The organism is Azoarcus sp. Soil_N_20 (assembly GCF_057656155.1).
In genome coordinates this window covers 31,348-51,250 of the sequence record NZ_JBDGKX010000005.1, presented here as the reverse complement: position 1 = coordinate 51,250, position 19,903 = coordinate 31,348, and the positions used below count along the sequence as shown (strand labels likewise).

General features: G+C 66.3%; 21 protein-coding genes. 14 read left to right on the top strand and 7 right to left on the bottom strand.

What is annotated here, in order from left to right; all coding sequences use genetic code 11:
- The first annotated feature begins 126 nt into the window (after window positions 1–126).
- From AC3A35_RS11680 to AC3A35_RS11640, 9 genes are all read left to right on the top strand, one after another.
- Complete coding sequence (locus AC3A35_RS11680; protein WP_487436265.1) at window positions 127–2,229, top strand: 4Fe-4S binding protein; 2,103 nt, start codon at window positions 127–129, stop codon at window positions 2,227–2,229.
- Complete coding sequence (locus AC3A35_RS11675) at window positions 2,226–2,861, top strand: TorD/DmsD family molecular chaperone (protein WP_487436264.1); 636 nt, start codon at window positions 2,226–2,228, stop codon at window positions 2,859–2,861. The genes AC3A35_RS11680 and AC3A35_RS11675 overlap by 4 nt, the downstream gene beginning before the upstream one ends.
- A 61-nt stretch (window positions 2,862–2,922) precedes the next feature.
- Window positions 2,923–3,129 (top strand): hypothetical protein, encoded by a 207-nt coding sequence (locus AC3A35_RS11670; protein WP_487436263.1) that lies wholly within the window; start codon window positions 2,923–2,925, stop codon window positions 3,127–3,129.
- A gap of 13 nt (window positions 3,130–3,142) precedes the next feature.
- Complete coding sequence (locus tag AC3A35_RS11665; RefSeq protein WP_487436262.1) at window positions 3,143–6,046, top strand: formate dehydrogenase subunit alpha; 2,904 nt, start codon at window positions 3,143–3,145, stop codon at window positions 6,044–6,046.
- A gap of 16 nt (window positions 6,047–6,062) precedes the next feature.
- Complete coding sequence (gene fdh3B / locus AC3A35_RS11660; protein ID WP_487436261.1) at window positions 6,063–6,671, top strand: formate dehydrogenase FDH3 subunit beta; 609 nt, start codon at window positions 6,063–6,065, stop codon at window positions 6,669–6,671.
- Window positions 6,668–6,895 carry a hypothetical protein gene (locus AC3A35_RS11655; RefSeq protein WP_487436260.1) on the top strand — a complete coding sequence of 76 codons (228 nt, stop codon included), beginning with the start codon at window positions 6,668–6,670 and terminating at the stop codon, window positions 6,893–6,895. Before fdh3B ends, AC3A35_RS11655 begins: the two co-directional genes overlap by 4 nt.
- 10 nt (window positions 6,896–6,905) lie before the next feature.
- Window positions 6,906–7,940, top strand: a complete 1,035-nt coding sequence (locus tag AC3A35_RS11650; protein ID WP_487436259.1) for a formate dehydrogenase subunit gamma — start codon at window positions 6,906–6,908, stop codon at window positions 7,938–7,940.
- A complete protein-coding gene (locus AC3A35_RS11645) occupies window positions 7,937–8,152 on the top strand; it encodes a hypothetical protein (protein ID WP_487436258.1) in 216 nt (71 codons plus the stop codon). Before AC3A35_RS11650 ends, AC3A35_RS11645 begins: the two co-directional genes overlap by 4 nt.
- A 310-nt stretch (window positions 8,153–8,462) precedes the next feature.
- A complete protein-coding gene (locus AC3A35_RS11640) occupies window positions 8,463–9,653 on the top strand; it encodes a THUMP domain-containing class I SAM-dependent RNA methyltransferase (protein WP_487436257.1) in 1,191 nt (396 codons plus the stop codon).
- Window positions 9,654–9,708: 55 nt separating this feature from the next.
- Here AC3A35_RS11640 and AC3A35_RS11635 read toward each other — a convergent pair whose 3' ends face one another.
- Window positions 9,709–10,842 carry a PilT/PilU family type 4a pilus ATPase gene (locus AC3A35_RS11635; RefSeq protein WP_487436256.1) on the bottom strand — a complete coding sequence of 378 codons (1,134 nt, stop codon included), beginning with the start codon at window positions 10,840–10,842 and terminating at the stop codon, window positions 9,709–9,711.
- A 118-nt stretch (window positions 10,843–10,960) separates the two neighbouring features.
- On the bottom strand, window positions 10,961–12,004 hold the full coding sequence (locus AC3A35_RS11630; protein ID WP_487436255.1) for a type IV pilus twitching motility protein PilT: 1,044 nt from the start codon (window positions 12,002–12,004) through the stop codon (window positions 10,961–10,963).
- Window positions 12,005–12,104: 100 nt separating this feature from the next.
- On the opposite strand from AC3A35_RS11630, the gene AC3A35_RS11625 reads away from it, so the two are divergent.
- From AC3A35_RS11625 to AC3A35_RS11610, 4 genes are read left to right on the top strand one after another with little or no spacing between them, the layout of a single operon-like run.
- A complete protein-coding gene (locus tag AC3A35_RS11625) occupies window positions 12,105–12,794 on the top strand; it encodes a YggS family pyridoxal phosphate-dependent enzyme (RefSeq protein WP_487436254.1) in 690 nt (229 codons plus the stop codon).
- A gap of 59 nt (window positions 12,795–12,853) precedes the next feature.
- Window positions 12,854–13,678 (top strand): pyrroline-5-carboxylate reductase, encoded by an 825-nt coding sequence (gene proC / locus AC3A35_RS11620; RefSeq protein WP_487436253.1) that lies wholly within the window; start codon window positions 12,854–12,856, stop codon window positions 13,676–13,678.
- A gap of 5 nt (window positions 13,679–13,683) precedes the next feature.
- Window positions 13,684–14,265, top strand: coding sequence for a YggT family protein (locus AC3A35_RS11615; RefSeq protein ID WP_487436252.1), 582 nt, complete (start codon window positions 13,684–13,686; stop codon window positions 14,263–14,265).
- A gap of 7 nt (window positions 14,266–14,272) precedes the next feature.
- A complete protein-coding gene (locus AC3A35_RS11610) occupies window positions 14,273–14,569 on the top strand; it encodes a DUF167 domain-containing protein (RefSeq protein WP_487436251.1) in 297 nt (98 codons plus the stop codon).
- Window positions 14,570–14,581: 12 nt separating this feature from the next.
- On the opposite strand, the gene AC3A35_RS11605 is transcribed toward AC3A35_RS11610, so the two are convergent.
- From AC3A35_RS11605 to AC3A35_RS11585, 5 genes are read right to left on the bottom strand one after another with little or no spacing between them, the layout of a single operon-like run.
- Complete coding sequence (locus AC3A35_RS11605) at window positions 14,582–15,859, bottom strand: dihydroorotase (protein WP_487436250.1); 1,278 nt, start codon at window positions 15,857–15,859, stop codon at window positions 14,582–14,584.
- Between the two features lie 10 nt (window positions 15,860–15,869).
- On the bottom strand, window positions 15,870–16,829 hold the full coding sequence (locus AC3A35_RS11600; RefSeq protein WP_487436249.1) for an aspartate carbamoyltransferase catalytic subunit: 960 nt from the start codon (window positions 16,827–16,829) through the stop codon (window positions 15,870–15,872).
- A complete protein-coding gene (gene pyrR, locus AC3A35_RS11595) occupies window positions 16,822–17,322 on the bottom strand; it encodes a bifunctional pyr operon transcriptional regulator/uracil phosphoribosyltransferase PyrR (RefSeq protein WP_487436248.1) in 501 nt (166 codons plus the stop codon). Before pyrR ends, AC3A35_RS11600 begins: the two co-directional genes overlap by 8 nt.
- Complete coding sequence (ruvX, locus tag AC3A35_RS11590) at window positions 17,309–17,791, bottom strand: Holliday junction resolvase RuvX (RefSeq protein ID WP_487436247.1); 483 nt, start codon at window positions 17,789–17,791, stop codon at window positions 17,309–17,311. Before ruvX ends, pyrR begins: the two co-directional genes overlap by 14 nt.
- The gene (locus AC3A35_RS11585; protein ID WP_487436246.1) at window positions 17,784–18,350 is read right to left on the bottom strand and encodes a YqgE/AlgH family protein; all 567 of its coding nucleotides are present in this window, start codon (window positions 18,348–18,350) and stop codon (window positions 17,784–17,786) included. Before AC3A35_RS11585 ends, ruvX begins: the two co-directional genes overlap by 8 nt.
- A 93-nt stretch (window positions 18,351–18,443) precedes the next feature.
- Here AC3A35_RS11585 and AC3A35_RS11580 point away from each other — a divergent pair, with 93 nt between their 5' ends.
- On the top strand, window positions 18,444–19,883 hold the full coding sequence (locus AC3A35_RS11580) for a cryptochrome/photolyase family protein (RefSeq protein WP_487436245.1): 1,440 nt from the start codon (window positions 18,444–18,446) through the stop codon (window positions 19,881–19,883).
- Window positions 19,884–19,903: the final 20 nt, after the last annotated feature.

Below are 19,903 nucleotides of genomic sequence, written 5' to 3'. Positions count from 1 at the left end.
AATTTGTCCATTTCGTGGATCGAGCGGACTCGATAGTCCGGATTCCTGGTTGTTGTGCGTTTCTTTCGCGCTTGTCTGGATGGCTCGCTGTCTGCTACTGACTCACACCTTCAAGGATGTGGGCCAATGCGCAATAGCAGCAAACAGATCCGTCTCTGCGATTGCAATCGCAGCTTCGACCTCGACGCCGGGCGGCTGGCGGCGCTGGCTGCCGGGGCCGAGGTTTCCGTCCATCACCAACTCTGTCGCCGCGAGCTGCCTGCGCTGGAGGCCGGGCTCGCGGCCGGGGCCGATGTGGCCGTCTCCTGTACGCAGGAATCGGCGCTGTTCTCCGAACTCGCCGATTCCGTCGATGCAGGCCGTCACATCCGGTTTTTCAACCTGCGCGAAACCGCAGGCTGGTCGGCCGAGCAATCCGCCGCCACCCCGAAGATGGCGGCGCTGATCGCGGCCAGCACCCTGCCCGAGGTCGAGCCGGTCGAGGGCGTGCAGATGGCGGCCGGCCGTGCGCTGGTGATCGTCGGCGAGGCGGGGGTCGCACTGGGCTGGGCCGAGCGCCTGGCGTCGAGTTACGAGGTGTCGGTGCTGATCACCGGTCGTACCGGTGCGGCCGAATTGCCGGCCGAGAACGCGTACCCGGTGTGGTCCGGTCGTCCGCTCGCGCTCGCGGGCCACCTCGGCGCCTTCGAGCTGGCATGGGAGCAACACAATCCGATCGATCTCGAGCTGTGCGTGCGCTGCAATGCCTGTGTCAAGGCGTGTCCGGAAGGGGCGATCGGCTTCGACCTGCAGATCGACGCGGACAAGTGCCGCAGCCATCGTGCCTGTGTGACCGCCTGCGGAGACATCGGCGCAATCGATTTTGCCCGGCGCGATACCGCGCGCAGCGAAACCTTCGACCTGGTGCTCGACCTGTCGGGCACGCCGCTGCTCAGCCGCGTCGAGTTGCCCGACGGCTATGCCGCGCCGGGCCGCGATCCCTTCGATCAGGCACTCGCGGTGCAGGCGCTGGGCGAATTCGTCGGCGAGTTCGAGAAGCCGCGCTACGTTGCCTTCGAGGCAGGGCTCTGTGCCCACAGTCGCTCGAAGAAGTCCGGCTGCAACAACTGCATCGAGGCCTGTTCGACCGCGGCGATCCGCTCTGCCGGTGACGTGGTCGCGGTCGACCCCTGGCTGTGCAAGGGCTGTGGCACCTGCAGCACGGTGTGTCCGTCGGGTGCGCTGTCCTTCCAGTATCCGCGGATGCCGGACCTCGGTGTGCAGGTCAAGACCCTGCTCGCCGAGTACGCTCGGGCCGGCGGGGTCGAGGCTTGTGTGCTGTTCCACTCGGCCGCGGCAGGCGGCAAGCTGGTCGAGCGCCTCGCTCGCCGCGGCCGCGGCCTGCCGGCACGGGTGATCCCGGTGGAAGTGTGGAGTGCGGACGCGATCGGGCTCGACCTCGTACTCGGCACGCTCGCGCTCGGCGCCTGCCAGGTGGCGGTCCTCGCCGCCGGCGCCCACGATCCAGCACCCCTGCAGGCCCAGGCAGGGCATGCGCTCGCCATCCTCGGCGCGCTCGGCTACACGGGCGAACCGGTACGCATCGTCGATGCGAGCGATGCCGACGACTGGCAGAAGCTGGAGCGTGCGCTGTGGGAGTGGCCCCCCGGCGCCGCGGTGACAAGCCCGGCAAGCTTCCACCTGGTGCCGAAGAAGCGCGAAACCCTCGATCTGGCCCTGCGCCACCTGGTGGCCCAGGCGCCGGCGGCGCGTTCGGCGGCGGGACTGCCGGCGATGGTCGCGCTCGGCACGGGCGCCCCCTTCGGGCAGGTCATGGCCACCACCGCCTGCACGCTGTGCATGGCCTGTACCGGGGCCTGTCCGGCCGGCGCGCTGCGCGCCGCGACCGATGCCTTCCGGCTCGACTTCATCGAACGCAACTGCGTGCAGTGCGGCCTGTGCGTGAGTTCCTGTCCGGAGTCCGCGCTCAGCCTCGAACCGCGCCTGGTGTTCGGCGACGAGGCGCGCCGCGCGCGCACCCTGCGCGAAGCGGACACCTTCCACTGCGTGAGCTGCGGCAAGGCCATGGGGGCCTCGCCGCTGATCGAATCGATGATCGCGCGCCTCAGTGGTCATTCGATGTTCGCCGCCGAGGCCGAGCTTGCCCGCTTGCGCATGTGCGGGGATTGCCGCGTGCTGGACCTGATGAAGACTGAGAACAGCCTCAAGGCCTGGGACCTGACCGAATGAACGCACCGATGAGCGCTGCCGTCCGCACCCTACAGCCGGCCCCGAGCTGGGCGGAGGAGGACCGCGCGCGTGCCGATCACTACGCGCTGTTCGCGCGTCTCTATTTTGCCGCGCCGGATGCCGCGCTGCTTCAGGCGCTGGCGCAGCACGGCCGGATGCTGGGCTACGGCGGGGGCGCTTTCGCCGAGGCCTGGGCGGTGCTGGGTGCGGCGGCGGAAGCCACGACCGCGCAGACGGTGGCTGCGGAATATGCGGATCTGTTCCTCGGGGTCGGCCGCGCACAGGTGATGCTCAACGGCTCCTGGTTCCTCACCGGCTTCCTGCAGGAGGAGCCGCTCGCCGAGCTGCGTGACGATCTCGCCGAGCTTGGTTTGAGCCGGCGCGATGGGGTGGCCGAAACCGAGGACCACATCGCCGCGTTGGCCGAGGTGATGCGGCATCTGGTGGTGACCGGGCCGGACGAGGCCGGGCTGGAGCGTCAGCGGCGCTTCTTCAAGCGTCATCTGGCGCCGTGGTACGGCGATCTGGTCGCGGCCATCGACGCGGTGCCGGCGGCGAATTTCTATGTGCGGGTCGGCAGCTTGCTGCGGGCCTTTTTCGATATCGAGCGTCAGGCGTTCGATATGGTGTGACCGCGGATGCGAGCGCGCCTTTGCGGGTGCGCATTCCGCCCGATTGATGGGGAGAGCGAGGATGAGCGAAAACAAGACCAGGCTGTCGCGGCGGCATTTCCTGCTGTCGCTGGGGGCGAGCGGCGCAGCGGGGGCCGCCGCGGTTGCCGCGGTGACGGCTGGCGCTGGCGTGCCCGCCGTGGACCAGGCGGCGAAGGCGGTGGCGTCCGGCGAGCGCGCCGACGCCAGCGCGCACATGCGCAATTACTACCGCACCGCGCGCGTCTGAAGGAGAGCGAACGATGTTGACCAAGAAAAATGCCGTCGCGACCGGCGCCGGCCGCCGTCTGCGTAGCTCTGCCGCGCGCACCGTCGGCCAGACCATGGACCGCCGGGCTTTCCTGAAGCATTCCGGTCTCGGCGTGGGGGCGGGTGCGATCGCCATCCAGTTGCCCTACAACCTGATCGGCAGCGCCGAGGCCGCGACTGCAGAGGACAATCGCCTGGCCGGGGGCGAGGAAGTGAAGCGCACCGTCTGCACCCACTGTTCGGTCGGCTGCGCGGTCGATGCGGTGGTCAAGAACGGGGTGTGGGTCCGCCAGGAGCCGGTATTCGACTCGCCGCTCAACCTCGGCGCGCACTGTGCCAAGGGCGCCTCGGTGCGCGAGCACGGCCATGGTGAGCATCGCCTGAAGTATCCGATGAAGCTGGTCGACGGCAAGTACCAGAAGATCAGCTGGGAACAGGCGATCCAGGAAGTCGGCGACCGTTTGCTGAAGGTCCGCGAGGAAAGCGGGCCGGATGCAACCTACTGGATCGGCTCCTCCAAGCACAACAACGAGCAGGCCTACCTGATGCGCAAGTTCGTGTCCTTCTGGGGCACCAACAACTGCGACCACCAGGCGCGCATCTGCCATTCGACCACGGTGGCGGGCGTCGCGAACACCTGGGGCTATGGCGCGATGACCAACTCCTACAACGACATGCAGAACTCGAAGGCGGCACTGTACATCGGGTCGAACGCCGCCGAGGCGCATCCGGTGTCGATGCTGCACATGCTGCACGCCAAGGAGAACGGCTGCAAGATGATCGTGGTCGATCCGCGCTTCACCCGCACCGCGGCCAAGGCCGATTACTACGTGCGCATCCGCTCGGGCACCGACATCCCGTTCATCTGGGGCATGCTGTACCACATCTTCAATAACGGCTGGGAAGACACCAAGTACATCAACGATCGCGTCTTTGGTCTCGAGAAGGTCAAGGAAGAGATCATGAAATGGACCCCGGACAAGGTCACCGAGGTCACCGGCATTGCCGAGGAGCAGGTGTTCAAGGTCGCCGAGACCCTGGCCAGGAACCGCCCCTCGACCGTGGTGTGGTGCATGGGCCAGACCCAGCACACGGTCGGCAACGCCAACGTGCGTGCGATGTGCATCCTGCAGCTGGTGCTGGGCAACGTCGGCGTGTCCGGCGGCGGCACCAACATCTTCCGCGGCCACGACAACGTGCAGGGCGCGACCGACGTCGGTCCCAATCCGGATTCGCTGCCCGGTTACTACGGCCTCGCCGCCGGTTCATGGAAACACTGGGCTACGGTGTGGGGGGTCGATTACGAGTGGATAAAGGGCCGTTACGCGTCGCAGGCGATGATGGAGAAGTCCGGCATCACGGTGTCGCGCTGGATCGACGGCGTGCTCGAGAACAACGAGCTGATCGACCAGGACTCAAACCTGCGCGCGGTGGTGTACTGGGGTCATGCACCGAACTCGCAGACCCGCGGCGCCGAGATGGTCGAGGCGATGAAGAAGCTCGACACCCTGGTGGTGATCGACCCCTATCCGTCGGCCACCGCTTCGATGGCGGCGATGGTCAGGAAGGACGGCGTGTACCTGCTGCCCGCCGCCACCCAGTTCGAGACCGAAGGCTCGTGCACCGCTTCGAACCGCTCGCTGCAGTGGCGCGAGAAGGTGATCGAGCCGCTGTTCGAGTCCAAGCCCGATCACACCATCATGTACGCCTTCGCCAGGAAGTTCGGCTGGGCCGACGAGTTGGTGAAGAACGTCAAGCTGGTCAAGGACAAGCAGGGCTGGGACGAGCCGGATATCGCCGACATCCTGCGCGAGATCAACCGCGGCACCTGGACCATCGGCTACACCGGCCAGTCGCCCGAGCGCCTGAAGCTGCACATGAAGAACATGCACACCTTCGACGTGAAGTCGCTGAAGGCGGTGGGTGGCCCGTGCGACGGCGAGTATTTCGGCCTGCCGTGGCCGTGCTACGGCACCCCGGAGATGAAGCATCCGGGTACGCCCAATCTGTACGACACCTCCAAGCATGTGATGGACGGCGGTGGCAACTTCCGCGCCAACTTCGGCGTCGAGCGCGACGGCGTGTCGCTGTTGGCCGAGGACGGCTCGGCCTCGAAGGGGGCCGACCTGCAGATGGGCTACCCCGAGTTCGATCATGTGCTGCTGAAGAAGCTCGGCTGGTGGGACGAGCTGACCGAGGACGAGAAGACGCTCGCCGAGGGCAAGAACTGGAAGACCGACATCTCCGGCGGGATCCAGCGCGTGGTGATGAAAAACCACGGCTGTCACCCCTTCGGCAACGCCAAGGCGCGCGCGCTGGTGTGGAACTTCCCCGACCCGGTGCCGCTGCACCGCGAGCCGATCTATTCGCCGCGCCCGGATCTGGTCGAGAAGTATCCGACCCATGCCGACAAGATGGCGTTCTGGCGCCTTCCCACGCTGTACAAGTCGCTCCAGGACAAGGTCAAGGACATCTCCAGGGAGTATCCGCTGGTGATGACCTCGGGGCGCCTGGTCGAGTACGAGGGCGGCGGCGAGGAAACCCGCTCCAACCCGTGGCTGGCCGAACTGCAGCAGGAAATGTTCGCCGAGGTGAATCCGAAGGACGCCAACGACGCCGGTTTCCGCAACGGCGACTACATCTGGGTCGAATCGCCGACCAAGGCAAAGCTGAAGGTGCGCGCCCAGGTCACCCAGCGCGTGGGCCCGGGCACCGTGTTCCTGCCCTTCCACTTCTCCGGCTGGTGGCAGGGCAAGGACATGCTCGAGTACTACCCGGAGGGCGCGGCGCCGATCGTGCGCGGCGAGGCGGTAAACACGGCAACGACCTACGGCTACGACTCGGTGACGATGATGCAGGAAACCAAGACCACCCTGTGCCGCGTCATGAAGGCTTGAGGGGAAGGAGAAGAATATGGGACGCATGAAATTCCTGTGTGACGCCGAACGCTGCATCGAGTGCAACGGCTGTGTCACCGCGTGCAAGAACGAAAACGAAGTGCCCTGGGGGGTCAATCGTCGCCGGGTGGTGACGATGAACGACGGGGTGCCGGGCGAGCGCTCGATCTCGGTCGCGTGCATGCATTGCTCGGATGCCCCATGCATGGCGGTGTGCCCGACCAACTGCTTCTACAAGACCGAGGAAGGCGTGGTCCTGCACGACAAGGACCTGTGCATCGGCTGCGGCTACTGCTTCTTCGCCTGTCCGTTCGGCGCGCCGCAGTTCCCCAACGGCCCGGCCGCGTTCGGTGATCGCGGCAAGATGGACAAGTGCACCTTCTGTGCGGGCGGCCCGGAAGAAACCGGCTCGAAGGAGGAGTTCGCCAAGTACGGCTCCAACCGGCTGGCCGAGGGCAAGCTGCCGGCCTGTGCCGAGATGTGTTCGACCAAGGCCTTGCTGGCGGGCGATTCGTCCACGGTGTCCGACATCTTCCGCGACCGCGTGCTGCGCCGCGGCAAGGGGCTCGAAGCCTGGGGCTGGATGACGGCTTACGGTGCCGAACAGAAGGAGGGCAAGAAATGAACGCACCACGCCTGATGTCGATGCTGGCTGCGGCCGCGCTGCTCGGGGGGCTTTCGGCCTGCAGCGAGCGACCGCAGGTCACCACCTACGAGCAGGGCAAGTACCAGGGCAAGGCCGACAGCCAGCCGTGGGACAACCCGGTGTTCAAGGGTGACCGGGCGGCCTGGGAAGGCGCGATGAAGAATCGTGCCCGCGGGCAGCACGAATACAACCGCATCCAGTGAGGAGCTCGCCATGAAGACATTCTTCATGCAAGGTGGCGCGGTGCTGCGGCTGGCCCTGATGTGGTGGATGATGGCGCTGTTCGCGGCCTTCTCCCCGGTCCATGCGGCGGGCGAAACGGCGGCCGAGCAGGTCGCGCGCCAGCAGTCGCAGCCGCTCAACAATGCGCCGGTGTGGCGCGAGGTCCGCTCCGGGCAGAGCCACTTCACCACTGCGCGCGAGCCCGAGGCGGGCGTGCTGATCCAGTCCGAGGGCAACACCTGGCGGCAGTGGCGCAACGGCCCGGTCACGCAATATGGCGGCTGGCTGCTGATCGTCGCGCCGGCGCTGATCCTGCTGTTCTGGCTGGTGAAGGGCACGATGAAACTGCACGGCAGGCCGACCGGGCGCAGGATGAAGCGCTTTTCGGGTTACGAGCGCTTCATCCACTGGGCTACTGCAATCACCTTCCTGGTGCTGGCGGTGACCGGGATCGCGATCCTGTTCGGCAAGCATGTGCTGGCGCCGATCTTCGGTCCGGGCTTTCTGGCCTGGTTGCTGACCGTCGGCAAGCTGGTGCACAACTATGTCGGACCGGTGTTCGGGGTATTCATGGTGCTGATGATCCTGTCCTTCCTGCGCGACAACGTGTGGCAGGCCTGCGATGCGATCTGGATCAGGCGCGGCGGCGGTCTGCTGGGGGGCGACCATGTGCCGTCGGGCCGCTTCAACTTCGGCGAGAAGGCTTGGTTCTGGCTCGGTGTGACGTTCCTCGGTCTGACCGTGGCGATCTCGGGGCTGGTGATGGATTTCCCCAACTACGGCTGGACCCGCGCCGACATGCAGCTTGCCAACATCATTCACGGGGTGGGGGCGATCGTGCTGCTGGCGCTCGCGCTGGGTCATATCTATATGGGCACGCTGGGCGTCGAGGGGGCCTACCAGTCGATGAAGACCGGCTACGTGGACGAGACCTGGGCGAAGGAGCACCACGAGTTCTGGTACCACGACGTCAAGGCCGGAAAGTCCGGCCATCCTCGGGATTCGGTTACAGGAGCGAGTTCATGAAATCCCTGCTTCGTATCGCAGTGCTGGCGCTGTGCCTTGGCCTTGGCGCGGGGACGGCATCGGCCAAGCTGCCGCCACCGTCGGAGGAGGCTCAGGCCAAGGCCGCCGAAGCCAAGGCCAAGGCCGCAGAGGCCGCCAAGCTTGCCGCGGATCAACTTGCCGCGGCACAGGATCGGGTCGCGGCGGCGTGGAAGGCGCAAGCCGCCAGGTAATAGTTCAACCGGTTTTTTTCCCGCGTCCGGAGACGGTTCTTTTGCATCGACATCCGGATTCGGCAAGCCCCGCCAGGTGAAAGCCGGGCGGGGCTCTTTGTTTGCAGCGCGCCGGTGCGGGCGTGGACGGTGAAACGTCGGTGTGCCATCCGGTTCTCACGCGGCGGCCGGTCGTGCAGCCGGTGCCGAGCCGCACCCGGTGAAAATGGCTGCCGCCGCGTTACAATCCGCCCGCCGCATGGTGTCCGTTTGCGCGTCGCATGTCCGTGGCGCCGCCCAGGCTGCTGCTTTCCCCCTTCCGGAGCCCGTCATGGCCGAATCGTTCTTCTCCCCCTGTCCCCGGGGCCTCGAGGCCCTGCTGGTCGATGAACTGCGTGCGCTCGGCGCCGCCAGCACCGAGGCGATGCATGGCGGGGTGATGTGGAGTGGCGACTGGACGACCTGCTACCGCGCCAACCTGGAGAGCCGGCTTGCCACCCGGGTGTTGTGGCGGGTAGGCCGCAGTCGCTATCAGGGCGAGATCGACATCTACAAACTCGCCTACAGCGTGACCTGGGCGAAGTGGTTCACCCCGGAGGACAGCATCCGCGTGTTCGTCACCGCCCAGCAGTCGCCGCTGAAAAGCCTCGAGTTCATCACCCTGCGGATCAAGGATGCAATCTGCGACCATTTCCGTACCGTGATCGGCAGCCGGCCGAATGTCGACACCGCAAACCCGGCGATGCGCATCCATGCCTTCCTGACCAAGGATATGGCCACCCTCTACCTCGATACCTCCGGTGATCCGCTATACAAACGCGGCTTCAAGCAGGCTTCGGTGGAGGCGCCGCTCAAGGAAAACATCGCCGCCGGCATACTCAAGCTCACCGGCTGGCAGCCCGGCGAGGCGCTGATCGACCCGATGTGCGGAAGTGGCACCTTTTTGCTCGAGGCGGCGCAGATCGCGCTCGACGTCGCACCCGGGCTCGGGCGCAAGTTCGGTTTCGAACAGTTCAAGCACCTTGACCGGGCGACCTGGGCGAGCGTGCGGCAGGCGGCCGAGGGGCGGCGCAAACCGCCTGCGGCGCTGCAGATCTTCGGCTCGGACATCGTCGGCGATCAGGTGCGCCGGACCCGCGAGAATCTGGCCGCGGCCGGCCTGGACCGTTGCGTGACGCTCGATCGTGCTGACATTCTGGAGCGTGTACCACCGGCTGCGGCCGGGGTGATGGTGGCCAATCCGCCCTACGGCGTGCGGATCGGTGAAGCCGAGGAGTTGGCCGAGTTCTACCCGAGGCTGGGCGACGCACTGAAAAAGCACTGGGCCGGCTGGCGCTGCTATCTGTTCAGCGGCGACATGAACCTGCCCAAGCTGCTGCGCCTGAAGGCAAGCAAGCGCACCCCACTGTTCAATGGCGCGCTCGAATGCCGTCTTTTCGAATACAAGGTGATTGCCGGCAGCATGCGCGACAACCCGCGTGCCGCGCCGGACGCCGCCGAGGTGCCGGGGGGCGGGGCTTGAGTCCGTCAGGCCGGCCGCCCCTCGGGACGCGGCGCGGCAGCTTGCCAAGAACCGGTCAGACGATGCCGAGGTGCTGGATCCCGGCGCTCATGTCCTTGTCACCGTGCTTGCTGTTGAGCTTGATCTGCAGACGCAGGTCATTGACCGAGTCGGCGTTGCGCAGCGCGTCCTCGTAGGTGATCAGGTCTTCTTCGTAGAGATCGAACAGCGCCTGGTCGAAGGTCTGCATGCCGAGTTCGCGCGAGCGCTTCATGATCTCCTTGATGCCCGGCACTTCGCCCTTGAAGATCAGATCGGAGATCAGCGGCGAATTGAGCAGGATCTCGACCGCCGGGATCCGGCCCTTGCGCTCCTTCATCGGCAGCAGGCGCTGCGAGATCATCGAGCGCAGGTTCAGCGACAGGTCCATCAGCAGCTGCTGTCGCCTGTCCTCGGGGAAGAAGTTGATGATGCGGTCGATCGCCTGGTTGGCGCTGTTGGCGTGCAGCGTGGCAAGGCACAGGTGGCCGGTTTCGGCGAAGGCGATCGCGTAATCCATGGTTTCGCGGTCGCGGATTTCGCCCATCAGGATCACGTCGGGCGCCTGGCGCAGGGTGTTCTTGAGCGCGGCCTCCCAGTTGTCGGTGTCGATGCCGACCTCGCGCTGCGACACGATGCAGTTCTTGTGCTGGTGCACGTACTCGATCGGATCCTCGACCGTGATGATGTGGCCATAGCTGTTCTCGTTGCGGTAATCCACCATCGCCGCCAGCGAGGTGGTCTTGCCGGTACCGGTGCCGCCGACGAAGATCACCAGGCCGCGCTTGGCCATCGCGATGTCGCGCAGCACCGCAGGCAGACCGAGTTCGTCGAAGGTGGGAATCTTGAGCGCAATCGTGCGCAGCACGAGACCGACCCGCCCTTGCTGGATGTAGGCGTTGGCGCGGAAGCGGCCGATGCCCGCCGGCGAGATGGCGAAGTTGCATTCCTTGGTGGCCTCGAACTCCGAGGCCTGGCGGTCGTTCATGATCGCGCGCGCCAGTTCCGAGGTGTGTGCCGGGGCCAGGGCCTGGTTCGACTGCGGCACGATGCGGCCGTCGATCTTGATCGCGGGCGGAAAGCCGGCATTGATGAAAAGGTCGGAGCCGTTCTTCTGCAGCATCAGCCGCAGCAGGTCGTGCATGAACTTGAGTGCCTGATCGCGTTCCATTTGCCGCTCCCGTCATCCGTGCGATTGATCGCGCGGCGAAAAATTTAATCTCTTGCACTGCTGCCACCAGCCTGTCCGGCAGCCTCGATCGAGTCCGTGCCGGATGACTTCCGGCCGCTCACCCGGCAAAGTTGTCCTTGTTCTGCGCCCTGAACTTGGCCTCGCTGACCGACACGATATTGCGTCGAACGAGATCGGCCAGGCATTGGTCCAGGGTCTGCATGCCGAAGTTCTGCCCGGTCTGGATGGCCGAGTACATCTGCGCGATCTTGTTTTCCCTGATCAGGTTGCGGATCGCGGGGGTGCCGATCATGATCTCGTGCGCCGCCACCCGACCCGCACCGTCCTTGGTCTTGAGCAGGGTCTGCGAAATCACCGCACGCAGCGACTCGGACAACATCGAACGGACCATGTCCTTTTCCGCCGCGGGAAATACGTCGACGATACGGTCGACGGTCTTGGCCGCCGACGAGGTGTGCAGGGTGCCGAACACCAGGTGGCCGGTCTCGGCCGCGGTCAGGGCCAGACGGATGGTCTCGAGGTCACGCATTTCGCCGACCAGGATCACGTCCGGATCCTCGCGCAGCGAGGCTCGCAGCGCGTTGGTGAAGGACATGGTGTCGCGGTGCACCTCGCGCTGGTTGATCAGGCAACGCTTGGATTCATGGACGAATTCGATCGGGTCCTCGACGGTCAGAATGTGACCGTAGTCCTTTTCGTTGACGTAATCGACCATCGCCGCCAGCGTGGTCGATTTGCCCGAACCGGTCGGCCCGGTCACCAGCACGATGCCGCGCGGCTGCTCGGCGATCTCCTTGAAGATCTTCGGACAGTTGAGTTCCTCGAGGGTCAGCACCTTGGAAGGAATGGTCCGGAACACCGCGCTCGCCCCACGGTTCTGGTTGAACGCGTTGACGCGGAAGCGGGCGAGGTTGGGAATCGCGAACGAGAAGTCGCACTCCCAGGTTTCCTCGTATTGCTTGCGCTGGCCGTCGTTCATGATGTCATACACCATGGCGTGGACGTCTTTGTGTTCCATCGGCGGCAGGTTGATCCGGCGCACGTCGCCGTGCACCCGGATCATGGGCGGCAGGCCGGCCGAGAGATGGAGGTCGGAGGCCTTGTTCTTGACCGCGAAGGCAAGCAGTTCTGTGATGTCCATGGTGTCGGCGCTGGCGTGCGTGAGGGTTGGCGTCCCGGGGCACCGGGGGGCCGGTGCTATACTTTCGGCGCATTGCTCCGATAGAAGAGGCTCTGGCAATATGACATCAATCTCGGCCAACTTGCAAGCTGTTGCAGCACGGATTGCGACGGCGGCACGTGCGGCTGGTCGGGATCCGGCTGCGGTCAGATTATTGGCGGTCAGCAAGACCTGGCCGGCGGCGGATGTGCGCGCGGCGGCCGTTGCCGGGCAGCTTGCATTCGGCGAGAACTATGTCCAGGAAGGCGTGGACAAGATCGACGCCTTGCGTGATCTTGCGCTCGAGTGGCACTTCATCGGTCCGCTGCAGAGCAACAAGACCCGCCCGGTGGCACAGGCCTTCGACTGGGTGCATGGCGTCGACCGGCTGAAAATCGCCGAGCGCCTGGCGGCGCAGCGTGACCCCCATCTGCCCGTGCTGCAGGTCTGCATCCAGGTCAATGTCAGCGGCGAGCTGAGCAAGAGCGGCGTGGCGCCGGGCGAAGCGGTCGCGCTCTCGCGCCAGGTGGCGGAGCTGCCGCGATTGTGCCTGCGCGGGCTGATGTGCATTCCGGAGCCCACCGGCGACGAGGCGCTGTTGCGTGCCCGGTTCGCCTCGTTGCGCCGGCTGAGGGACGAACTGGTGGCAGGGGGGCTGGCGCTCGACACCCTGTCGATGGGGATGTCGCACGACCTGGAGGTGGCCATTTCCGAAGGGGCGACCATGGTTCGGGTGGGCACCGCGATTTTTGGCGAGAGGCGTCAGCTGTAAGGCGGGTCGTGCGCGGGGCACGCGCCTTACACCTCATTCCTCGGTCTGGACACACAACAATGAAAATCAGCTTTCTCGGGGGCGGCAACATGGCTGCCGCATTGATAGGCGGCATGGTCGCGCGCGGCTTCGACGGCGGCGATATCCAGGTCGTCGAGCTCAACGATGCCAGCCGCGACCAGCTCGCGCACCGCTTCGGGGTGCGTGCGACGGCCAGCGCGGATGTGCAGGCGCTGGCCTGCGACGTGCTGGTGCTCGCGGTCAAGCCGCAACAGATGAAGGCGGCACTCGCGCCGCTTGCCGGCAAACTCGATGCTCAGGTGGTGATCAGCATCGCTGCCGGCCTGCGCCTGGCCGATCTCGGACGCTGGCTCGGGACTGGCGGGCAGCCGTATACCCGGCTGGTACGCTGCATGCCCAACACGCCGGCGCTGATCGGTGCCGGTATCACCGGTCTGTTTGCCGACCCGTCGGTCGATGCCGCGGGGCGCGACGCCGCCGAGCGCATCCTGGCCGCGGTGGGCAGCACAGTGTGGATCGACGACGAGGCGCAGATGGACGCGGTGACCGGCGTCTCCGGCAGCGGCCCGGCCTATGTGTTCCACTTCATCGAGGCGCTCGAAGCCGCGGGCCGGGCGCAGGGCTTCGATGAAGCCACCGCGCGCAAGCTGGCGATCGATACCGTGCTCGGCGCGGCCCGGCTCGCTGCCGGCTCCGACGAATCGGCGGCGGTGCTGCGCGAACGGGTGACGTCCAAGGGCGGGACGACTGCGGCTGCGCTGGATCATCTTGCGCGGGCCGGCTGGCACGATGCGCTGGTGGGCGCAGTGGCGGCGGCTACCGCGCGTGGCGCCGAACTCGGCGACCTGCTCGGCAAGGACTGACGATCATGCTCGCCAATGTGCTGCTGCTGATCATCAACACGGTGATCGGCTTCATGACCCTGATGCTGCTCGCGCGCTTCTTCATGCAGTGGCAGCGGGTGTCGTTCCGCAACCAGATCGGACAATTCGTGGTCACCACCACCGACTGGGTGGTGAAGCCGCTGCGCCGCTTCGTCCCCGGCCTGTTCGGCCTCGACATGGCCAGTCTGCTGCCCGCCTGGGTGTTCCAGTCCGTGCTCGTGTTCCTCGAGCTGGCCATTCGTGGCGAGGATTTCACCGGCGGGGTGGCCGGGGTGCTGCTCGGCGTCTGGGGACTGGGACTGGTCGAACTGCTACGGATGATCGTCTACCTGATTTTCGCCGTGGTGCTGATTTCCGCGGTGCTGTCGTGGGTCAGTCCGCACGCGCCGGCCGCACCGGTGTTCCATACGCTGGCGGCGCCCTTTCTGCGCCCCTTCCGGCGCGTCGTGCCGACGATCTCCGGCGTCGACCTGTCACCATTGGCGCTGCTGCTGGTGTTGCAGATCGTGCTGATGGTGCTGGGGGGGTTGCGCGCCAGCTTTGCACCGCTGCTGTTCGGCCTTTGAGCGGGCTGTGAGCGACTGGTTGCGGGTGGCGGCCGATGGCAGCCTGGTGCTGACCCTGCACATCCAGCCGGGCGCGAAGACGACAGGCTTCGCCGGTCTGCATGGCGAGGCGATGAAGATCCGCCTCGCCGCACCGCCGGTCGATGGCAAGGCCAACGCCGCGCTGTGTGCCTTCCTCGCCGATTTCTGCGCGGTGCCGAAGTCGGCGGTCACGCTGATCAGCGGCGAGACCGCGCGCGCCAAGCGCGTACGGGTGGAGGGCGCGGCGCCCGCGGTGGCCGGGCGCCTGCGCGCGCAGGCCTGACGCGGGGCGGTTTCAGGCCCCGAACATCAACTGCCCCTCGACCAGCGTATACCGCACCTGGCCGGGCAGTTCGAGTCCGAGGAAGGGCGTGTTCTTGCCCTGGCTCTTCAGGCTTTCCCTGCTGATACGGACGTGTGCCGCCGGATCGAAGATGCAGACGTCGGCGCGTGCGCCGACCGCAAGGTGGCCGGCCTTGGTGATGCCGACGATGCGGGCGGCATCGGAGGTGACGCGGGCGAGGCCGTCGAGCAGCGACAGGCCGGATTCGGCGGCCCACTTCAGAGTCAGCGGCAGCAGCAGTTCCAGGCCGGTGGCGCCCGGTTCGGATTCGCTGAAGGGTGTGAGCTTGCCGTCGTCGTCCACTGGAGTGTGGTCCGAGCACAAGGCGTTGATGCGACCCTCGGCCAGACCCCGGCACAGCGCTTCGCGGTCACGCTGGCTGCGTAGCGGCGGTACCAGGTGACAGTTGGCGTTGAAGTAGCCGATGTCCATGTCCGACAGGTGGAGGTGGTTGATCGACACGTCGCAGCTCACGTCCATGCCTTCGGCGCGCGCCTGCTCGATCAGGCGCAGGCCTTCGGCGCTCGACAGCCGGGTGATATGCAGCCGTGCGCCGGTGACCTTGGCCAGTTGCAGGTAGGTGAACAGGGCCACGGTTTCGGCCGCCACCGGAATGCCGGGCAGACCGAGACGGGTCGCAACCTCGCCGTCGTGGGCAAAGCCGCCGCGGGACAGGAAGGGTGCGATCGGCTGCAGCCAGACGCGGAAATCGAAGGTCGCCGCGTACTGCATCGCCCGCATCAGCACGGTGTTGTCGAGGATGGGGACGTTGGCCTGGGAGAAGGCGACGCAGCCCGCCTCGATCAGTTCGGCCATTTCCGACAGGCGTTCGCCCTTAAGGCCGAGGGTGAGGGCGCCGACCGGGTAGACATGGGCGCGGTTGAGCTTCTTGGCGCGGTAGCACAGCATCTCGACCAGACCGGGTTCGTCCAGCACCGGGTCGGTGTCGGGCGGGATCGCCAGGCTGGTGACGCCGCCGGCCATTGCCGCGTCCATTTCGGATTCGAGTGTGGCACGGTACTCGAAGCCAGGCTCGCGCAGGCGGGCGGCGAGGTCGATCAGCCCCGGGGCGACGACCAGCCCGCCGGCGTCGATGGTGCGTTCGGCGGCAAAGCCGTCGGGGGCGCCACCAAGCGCGGCGATCTTGCCGTCGGCGATGAATACGTCCTGGATGCGGTCGGTCTTGGTTGCCGGATCGATCACCCGGCCGTTGGCAATGCGGATTTTCATCGAATCTTCCTTACTGGCCGGCGAGCATGCTCATGACCGCCATGCGGACGGCGATGCCGAAGGTGACCTGGGGCAGGATGACCGCCTGGGCGCCGTCGGCGACCGCGGACTCGATCTCCACCCCACGGTTCATCGGCCCCGGGTGCATCACGATCGCGTCCGGCTTGGCGAGTGCGAGTTTGTCGGCGGTCAGGCCCCATACCTTGTAGAACTCCTGCGGCGTCGGCAGCAGGGCGCCGTTCATGCGTTCGTTCTGGAGGCGCAGCATCATCACCACGTCGACCCCGCGCAGGCCAGCGCTCATGTCGTGGAACACGCGCACCCCCATCTTCTCGATCTCGGTCGGCAGCAGGGTCTTGGGGCCGATCACGCGTACCTCGGGCACCCCCAGCGTGGTCAGCGCGGCGATTTGCGAGCGCGCCACCCGCGAGTGCAGCACGTCGCCGACGATGGCGACGGTGAGATTGGCGAAATCACGTTTGTAGTGGCGGATGGTGTACATGTCGAGCAGGCCCTGGGTCGGGTGCGCATGACGACCGTCGCCGGCGTTGATGACATGGATGTGGTCGCGCGCGGTGGCCTGTAGATGCTGGGCGATCAGCACCGGCGCGCCGCTGGCGGCGTGGCGCACCACGAACATGTCGGCCTGCATCGCGCACAGGTTGTCGACGGTGTCGAGCAGGCTCTCGCCCTTGGCGGTGGAACTGGTCGATACGTTGAGGTTCACCACGTCGGCCGACAGGCGCTTGGCGGCGATCTCGAAGGTGGTGCGGGTGCGGGTCGAATTCTCGAAGAACAGGTTGAAGATGCTCTTGCCGCGCAGCAGCGGCAGCTTCTTGACCTCGCGCTCGGCGACCTCGGTGAAAGGCGCGGCATTGTCGAGAATGGCATTCAGTACGTCGCGCGGCAGGCCGTCGAGGGTCAGCAGGTGTTGCAGTTCGCCGTGCTTGTTGAGCTGTGGATTACGCATCGATCAACCTCAGATTCAGCGCGCCGTCCCCGGCGCGTTCCAGTTGCAGGTTCTGCGACGCGGGCAGCGGTTCGGGCAGGTTAAGGGCACAGTAGCTGGCTGCGATCGGCAGCTCCCGTCCGCCGCGGTCGACCAGCACGGCAAGCTCGACCCGGGCCGGACGGCCGTAATCGAACAATTCGTTGATCGCGGCGCGGGTGGTGCGACCGGTGTAGAGCACGTCATCGACGATGATCACCGGCGCGCCTTCGACATTGAACGGAATCTCGGTGCGCTGCGGTTTGGTGTGCAGGCCCTTGGCGGCGTAGTCATCGCGATAGAACGAGACATCGATCGCACCCAGGGGCTGGGTGAGGCCGAGCAGCGCGTGCAGGCGTTCGGCCAGCCACAGCCCGCCGGTGCGGATGCCGACCAGGGCGGTGGCAGGCGAGACATGAGGGCGCATCTGTTCGGCCAGCTGCCGGCACAAGGCTTCTGCGTCAAGACTTTGCATGTTGGATCGAGTCCAGAAAGTGTTGCAGGATCAGTTGGGCGGCGACGGCGTCGAGCTGGCTCTTGCGCGCGCGCCAGTCGCCGATGCCGGCATCGCGCAGCCGGCTTTCGGCTGCGGACGAGGACAGGCGCTCGTCGGCGAGCAATACCGGCAGTCCGAAGCGGCCGTTGAGCTGGTTGGCAAAACGTCGGCAGCGGGCGCCGAGTTCGTGTTCGCCGCCGTCGAGGTGCAGCGGCAGGCCGACGACCAGGGCGACCGGTTGCCACTCGGCGATCAGGCTCGCAATGGCAGCAAAACGGGCAGTGCGGGATTCTTCGTGGACGGTGGTCAGCGCGTTGGCCCGCCCGGTTTCGAGCTCGCCGCTCGCGACCCCGATGCGCGCCAGGCCGAAATCGAAACCCAGCACGCTGCCGCGCGCGGGCAGGACGGGCGGTGCCGGCAGCACGGTGGCTGCCGCGCCTTCAGGCATGCCCGACAATCTCGCTGAGCTTCGCAAAATCGATACCGAGTTTCTGCATCGCGGCGACCAGGCGCTCTTCGGGGGGCAGGTCGAACACGATGGCCATGTCGGCAGGGACGGTCAGCCAGGCGTTGTCGGCCAGTTCCTGTTCGAGCTGACCCGCGGCCCAGCCGGCGTAACCGAGGCTGACCAGCACCTCGCGGGGCTCGCCGGAGGCGCCGATCGCCTGAAGGATGTCGCGACTGCTGGTGAGACCGATCTCATCATTGACACGCAAGGTCGAATGCCAGTCGCCGCCCGGGCGGTGCAGCACGAAACCGCGGTCGGTCTGCACCGGACCGCCGAAGTAGACCGGCTGGCCGGAGAAACCTTCGGCCTCCAGCGGCAGCTCCACCCGTTCGAACAGAGTGGCGAGCGTCATGTCGATCGGCCGGTTCACGATCACGCCCAGCGCGCCCTGGTCGTTGTGTTCCGCGATATAGGTGAGCGTGCGCGCGAAATGCGGATCGGCCATGTTCGGCATGGCGATCAGGAAGTGGTGCGTGAGGTTGCTCGAAACGGTATCCATGTATTTATTTTACGCCGACAGTGGGCCGCTTGCGCACGGAACCTCGCGGTCGGGCATGGCTCATAATGCGCACCTCATCCTGTTGCGCCTCCCATGCGTACTGCACTTGTCTGGTTCCGCCGCGACCTGCGTCATTTCGATCACGCCGCCTTGCATCATGCGTTGCACGATGCGCAGCGGGTGTATTGCGTGTTCGTGTTCGACCGCGACATTCTCGATGCCTTGCCCAGCCGCGCCGATCGGCGGGTGGAATTCATCTGGCGCAGCGTGCGGGAGCTCGATGACGGGCTCGATGCCCTGTCGCGCGCAGCGGGCGGCGCCGGAGCGGGGCTGCTGGTGCGTCACGGCCGGTCGGTGGAGGAGATTCCACGCCTGGCGCGCGAGATCGGGGTCGATCAGGTGCTCGTCAATCGGGATTACGAGCCGGCGGCGATCGTGCGTGACAGCCGGGTCGCCCAGGCGCTGGCTGCGGACGGAATCGGCTTTGTCGACTTCAAGGATCAGGTGATTTTCGACCGGGACGAGGTGCTCACCCAGGGCGGCAAGCCGTTCAGTGTGTTCACCCCCTACCGCAACGCATGGCTGAAGAAGCTCGATGACAGTCGTGTCAGGGCCCATCCGGTGGCTGAGAACGCCATCCGTCTCGCGCCCCGGATGAGCGGAGAACGGGGGGCCGATCTTGCTGCGCTGGGCTTCGAGGCGACTGATCTCGCTGCTTCGCGCATGCCGGTGGGCATGTCCGGCGGGCGCGCGCTGATCGACGACTTCCGCACACGGATCGACCGCTACCGGGACACCCGCGATTTTCCGGCGTTGCAGGGCGTGTCATGCCTGTCGACCCACCTGCGCTTCGGCACCGTATCGGTACGGGAACTCGTCGCGCTGGCATGGCGGCGCGCTGGCGAGGGCGCGGCGACCTGGCTCAACGAACTGGTGTGGCGCGATTTCTACCACATGATCCTGTGGCATCACCCGCGCGTGGTCGAGGCCGCATTCAAGCCGGCGTTCGAGCGTGTGCAGTGGGATGATGCGCCGGCGCTGTTTGCCGCCTGGTGCGAGGCGCGCACCGGCTATCCGCTGGTAGACGCGGCCATGCGTCAGCTGAACCGGACCGGCTACATGCATAACCGGCTGCGCATGGTCGTGGCCTCCTTTCTGACCAAGGACCTGGGTGTCGACTGGCGTCTGGGCGAGCGCTACTTTGCGGAGCAGCTCAACGACTTCGATCTCGCCGCGAACAACGGGGGCTGGCAGTGGGCCGCGTCCACCGGCTGTGACGCGCAGCCATGGTTCCGCATCTTCAATCCGGTGACCCAGTCGGAGCGTTTCGATCCGGGGGGGCGCTTCATCCGTCGCTACCTGCCCGAACTCGAAACCGTTCCCGACCGGTTCATCCATGCGCCGTGGACCATGGGCGCTGGCGATCAGGCCGCGGCGCGGGTCCGGATCGGGGTCGATTACCCGGCACCGGTGATCGATCATGCGCAGGCACGTGAGCGCACGCTCGCCCGCTTCGCGGTCACCACGGCTTGACCCGCGTCCCTCCCGAGCAC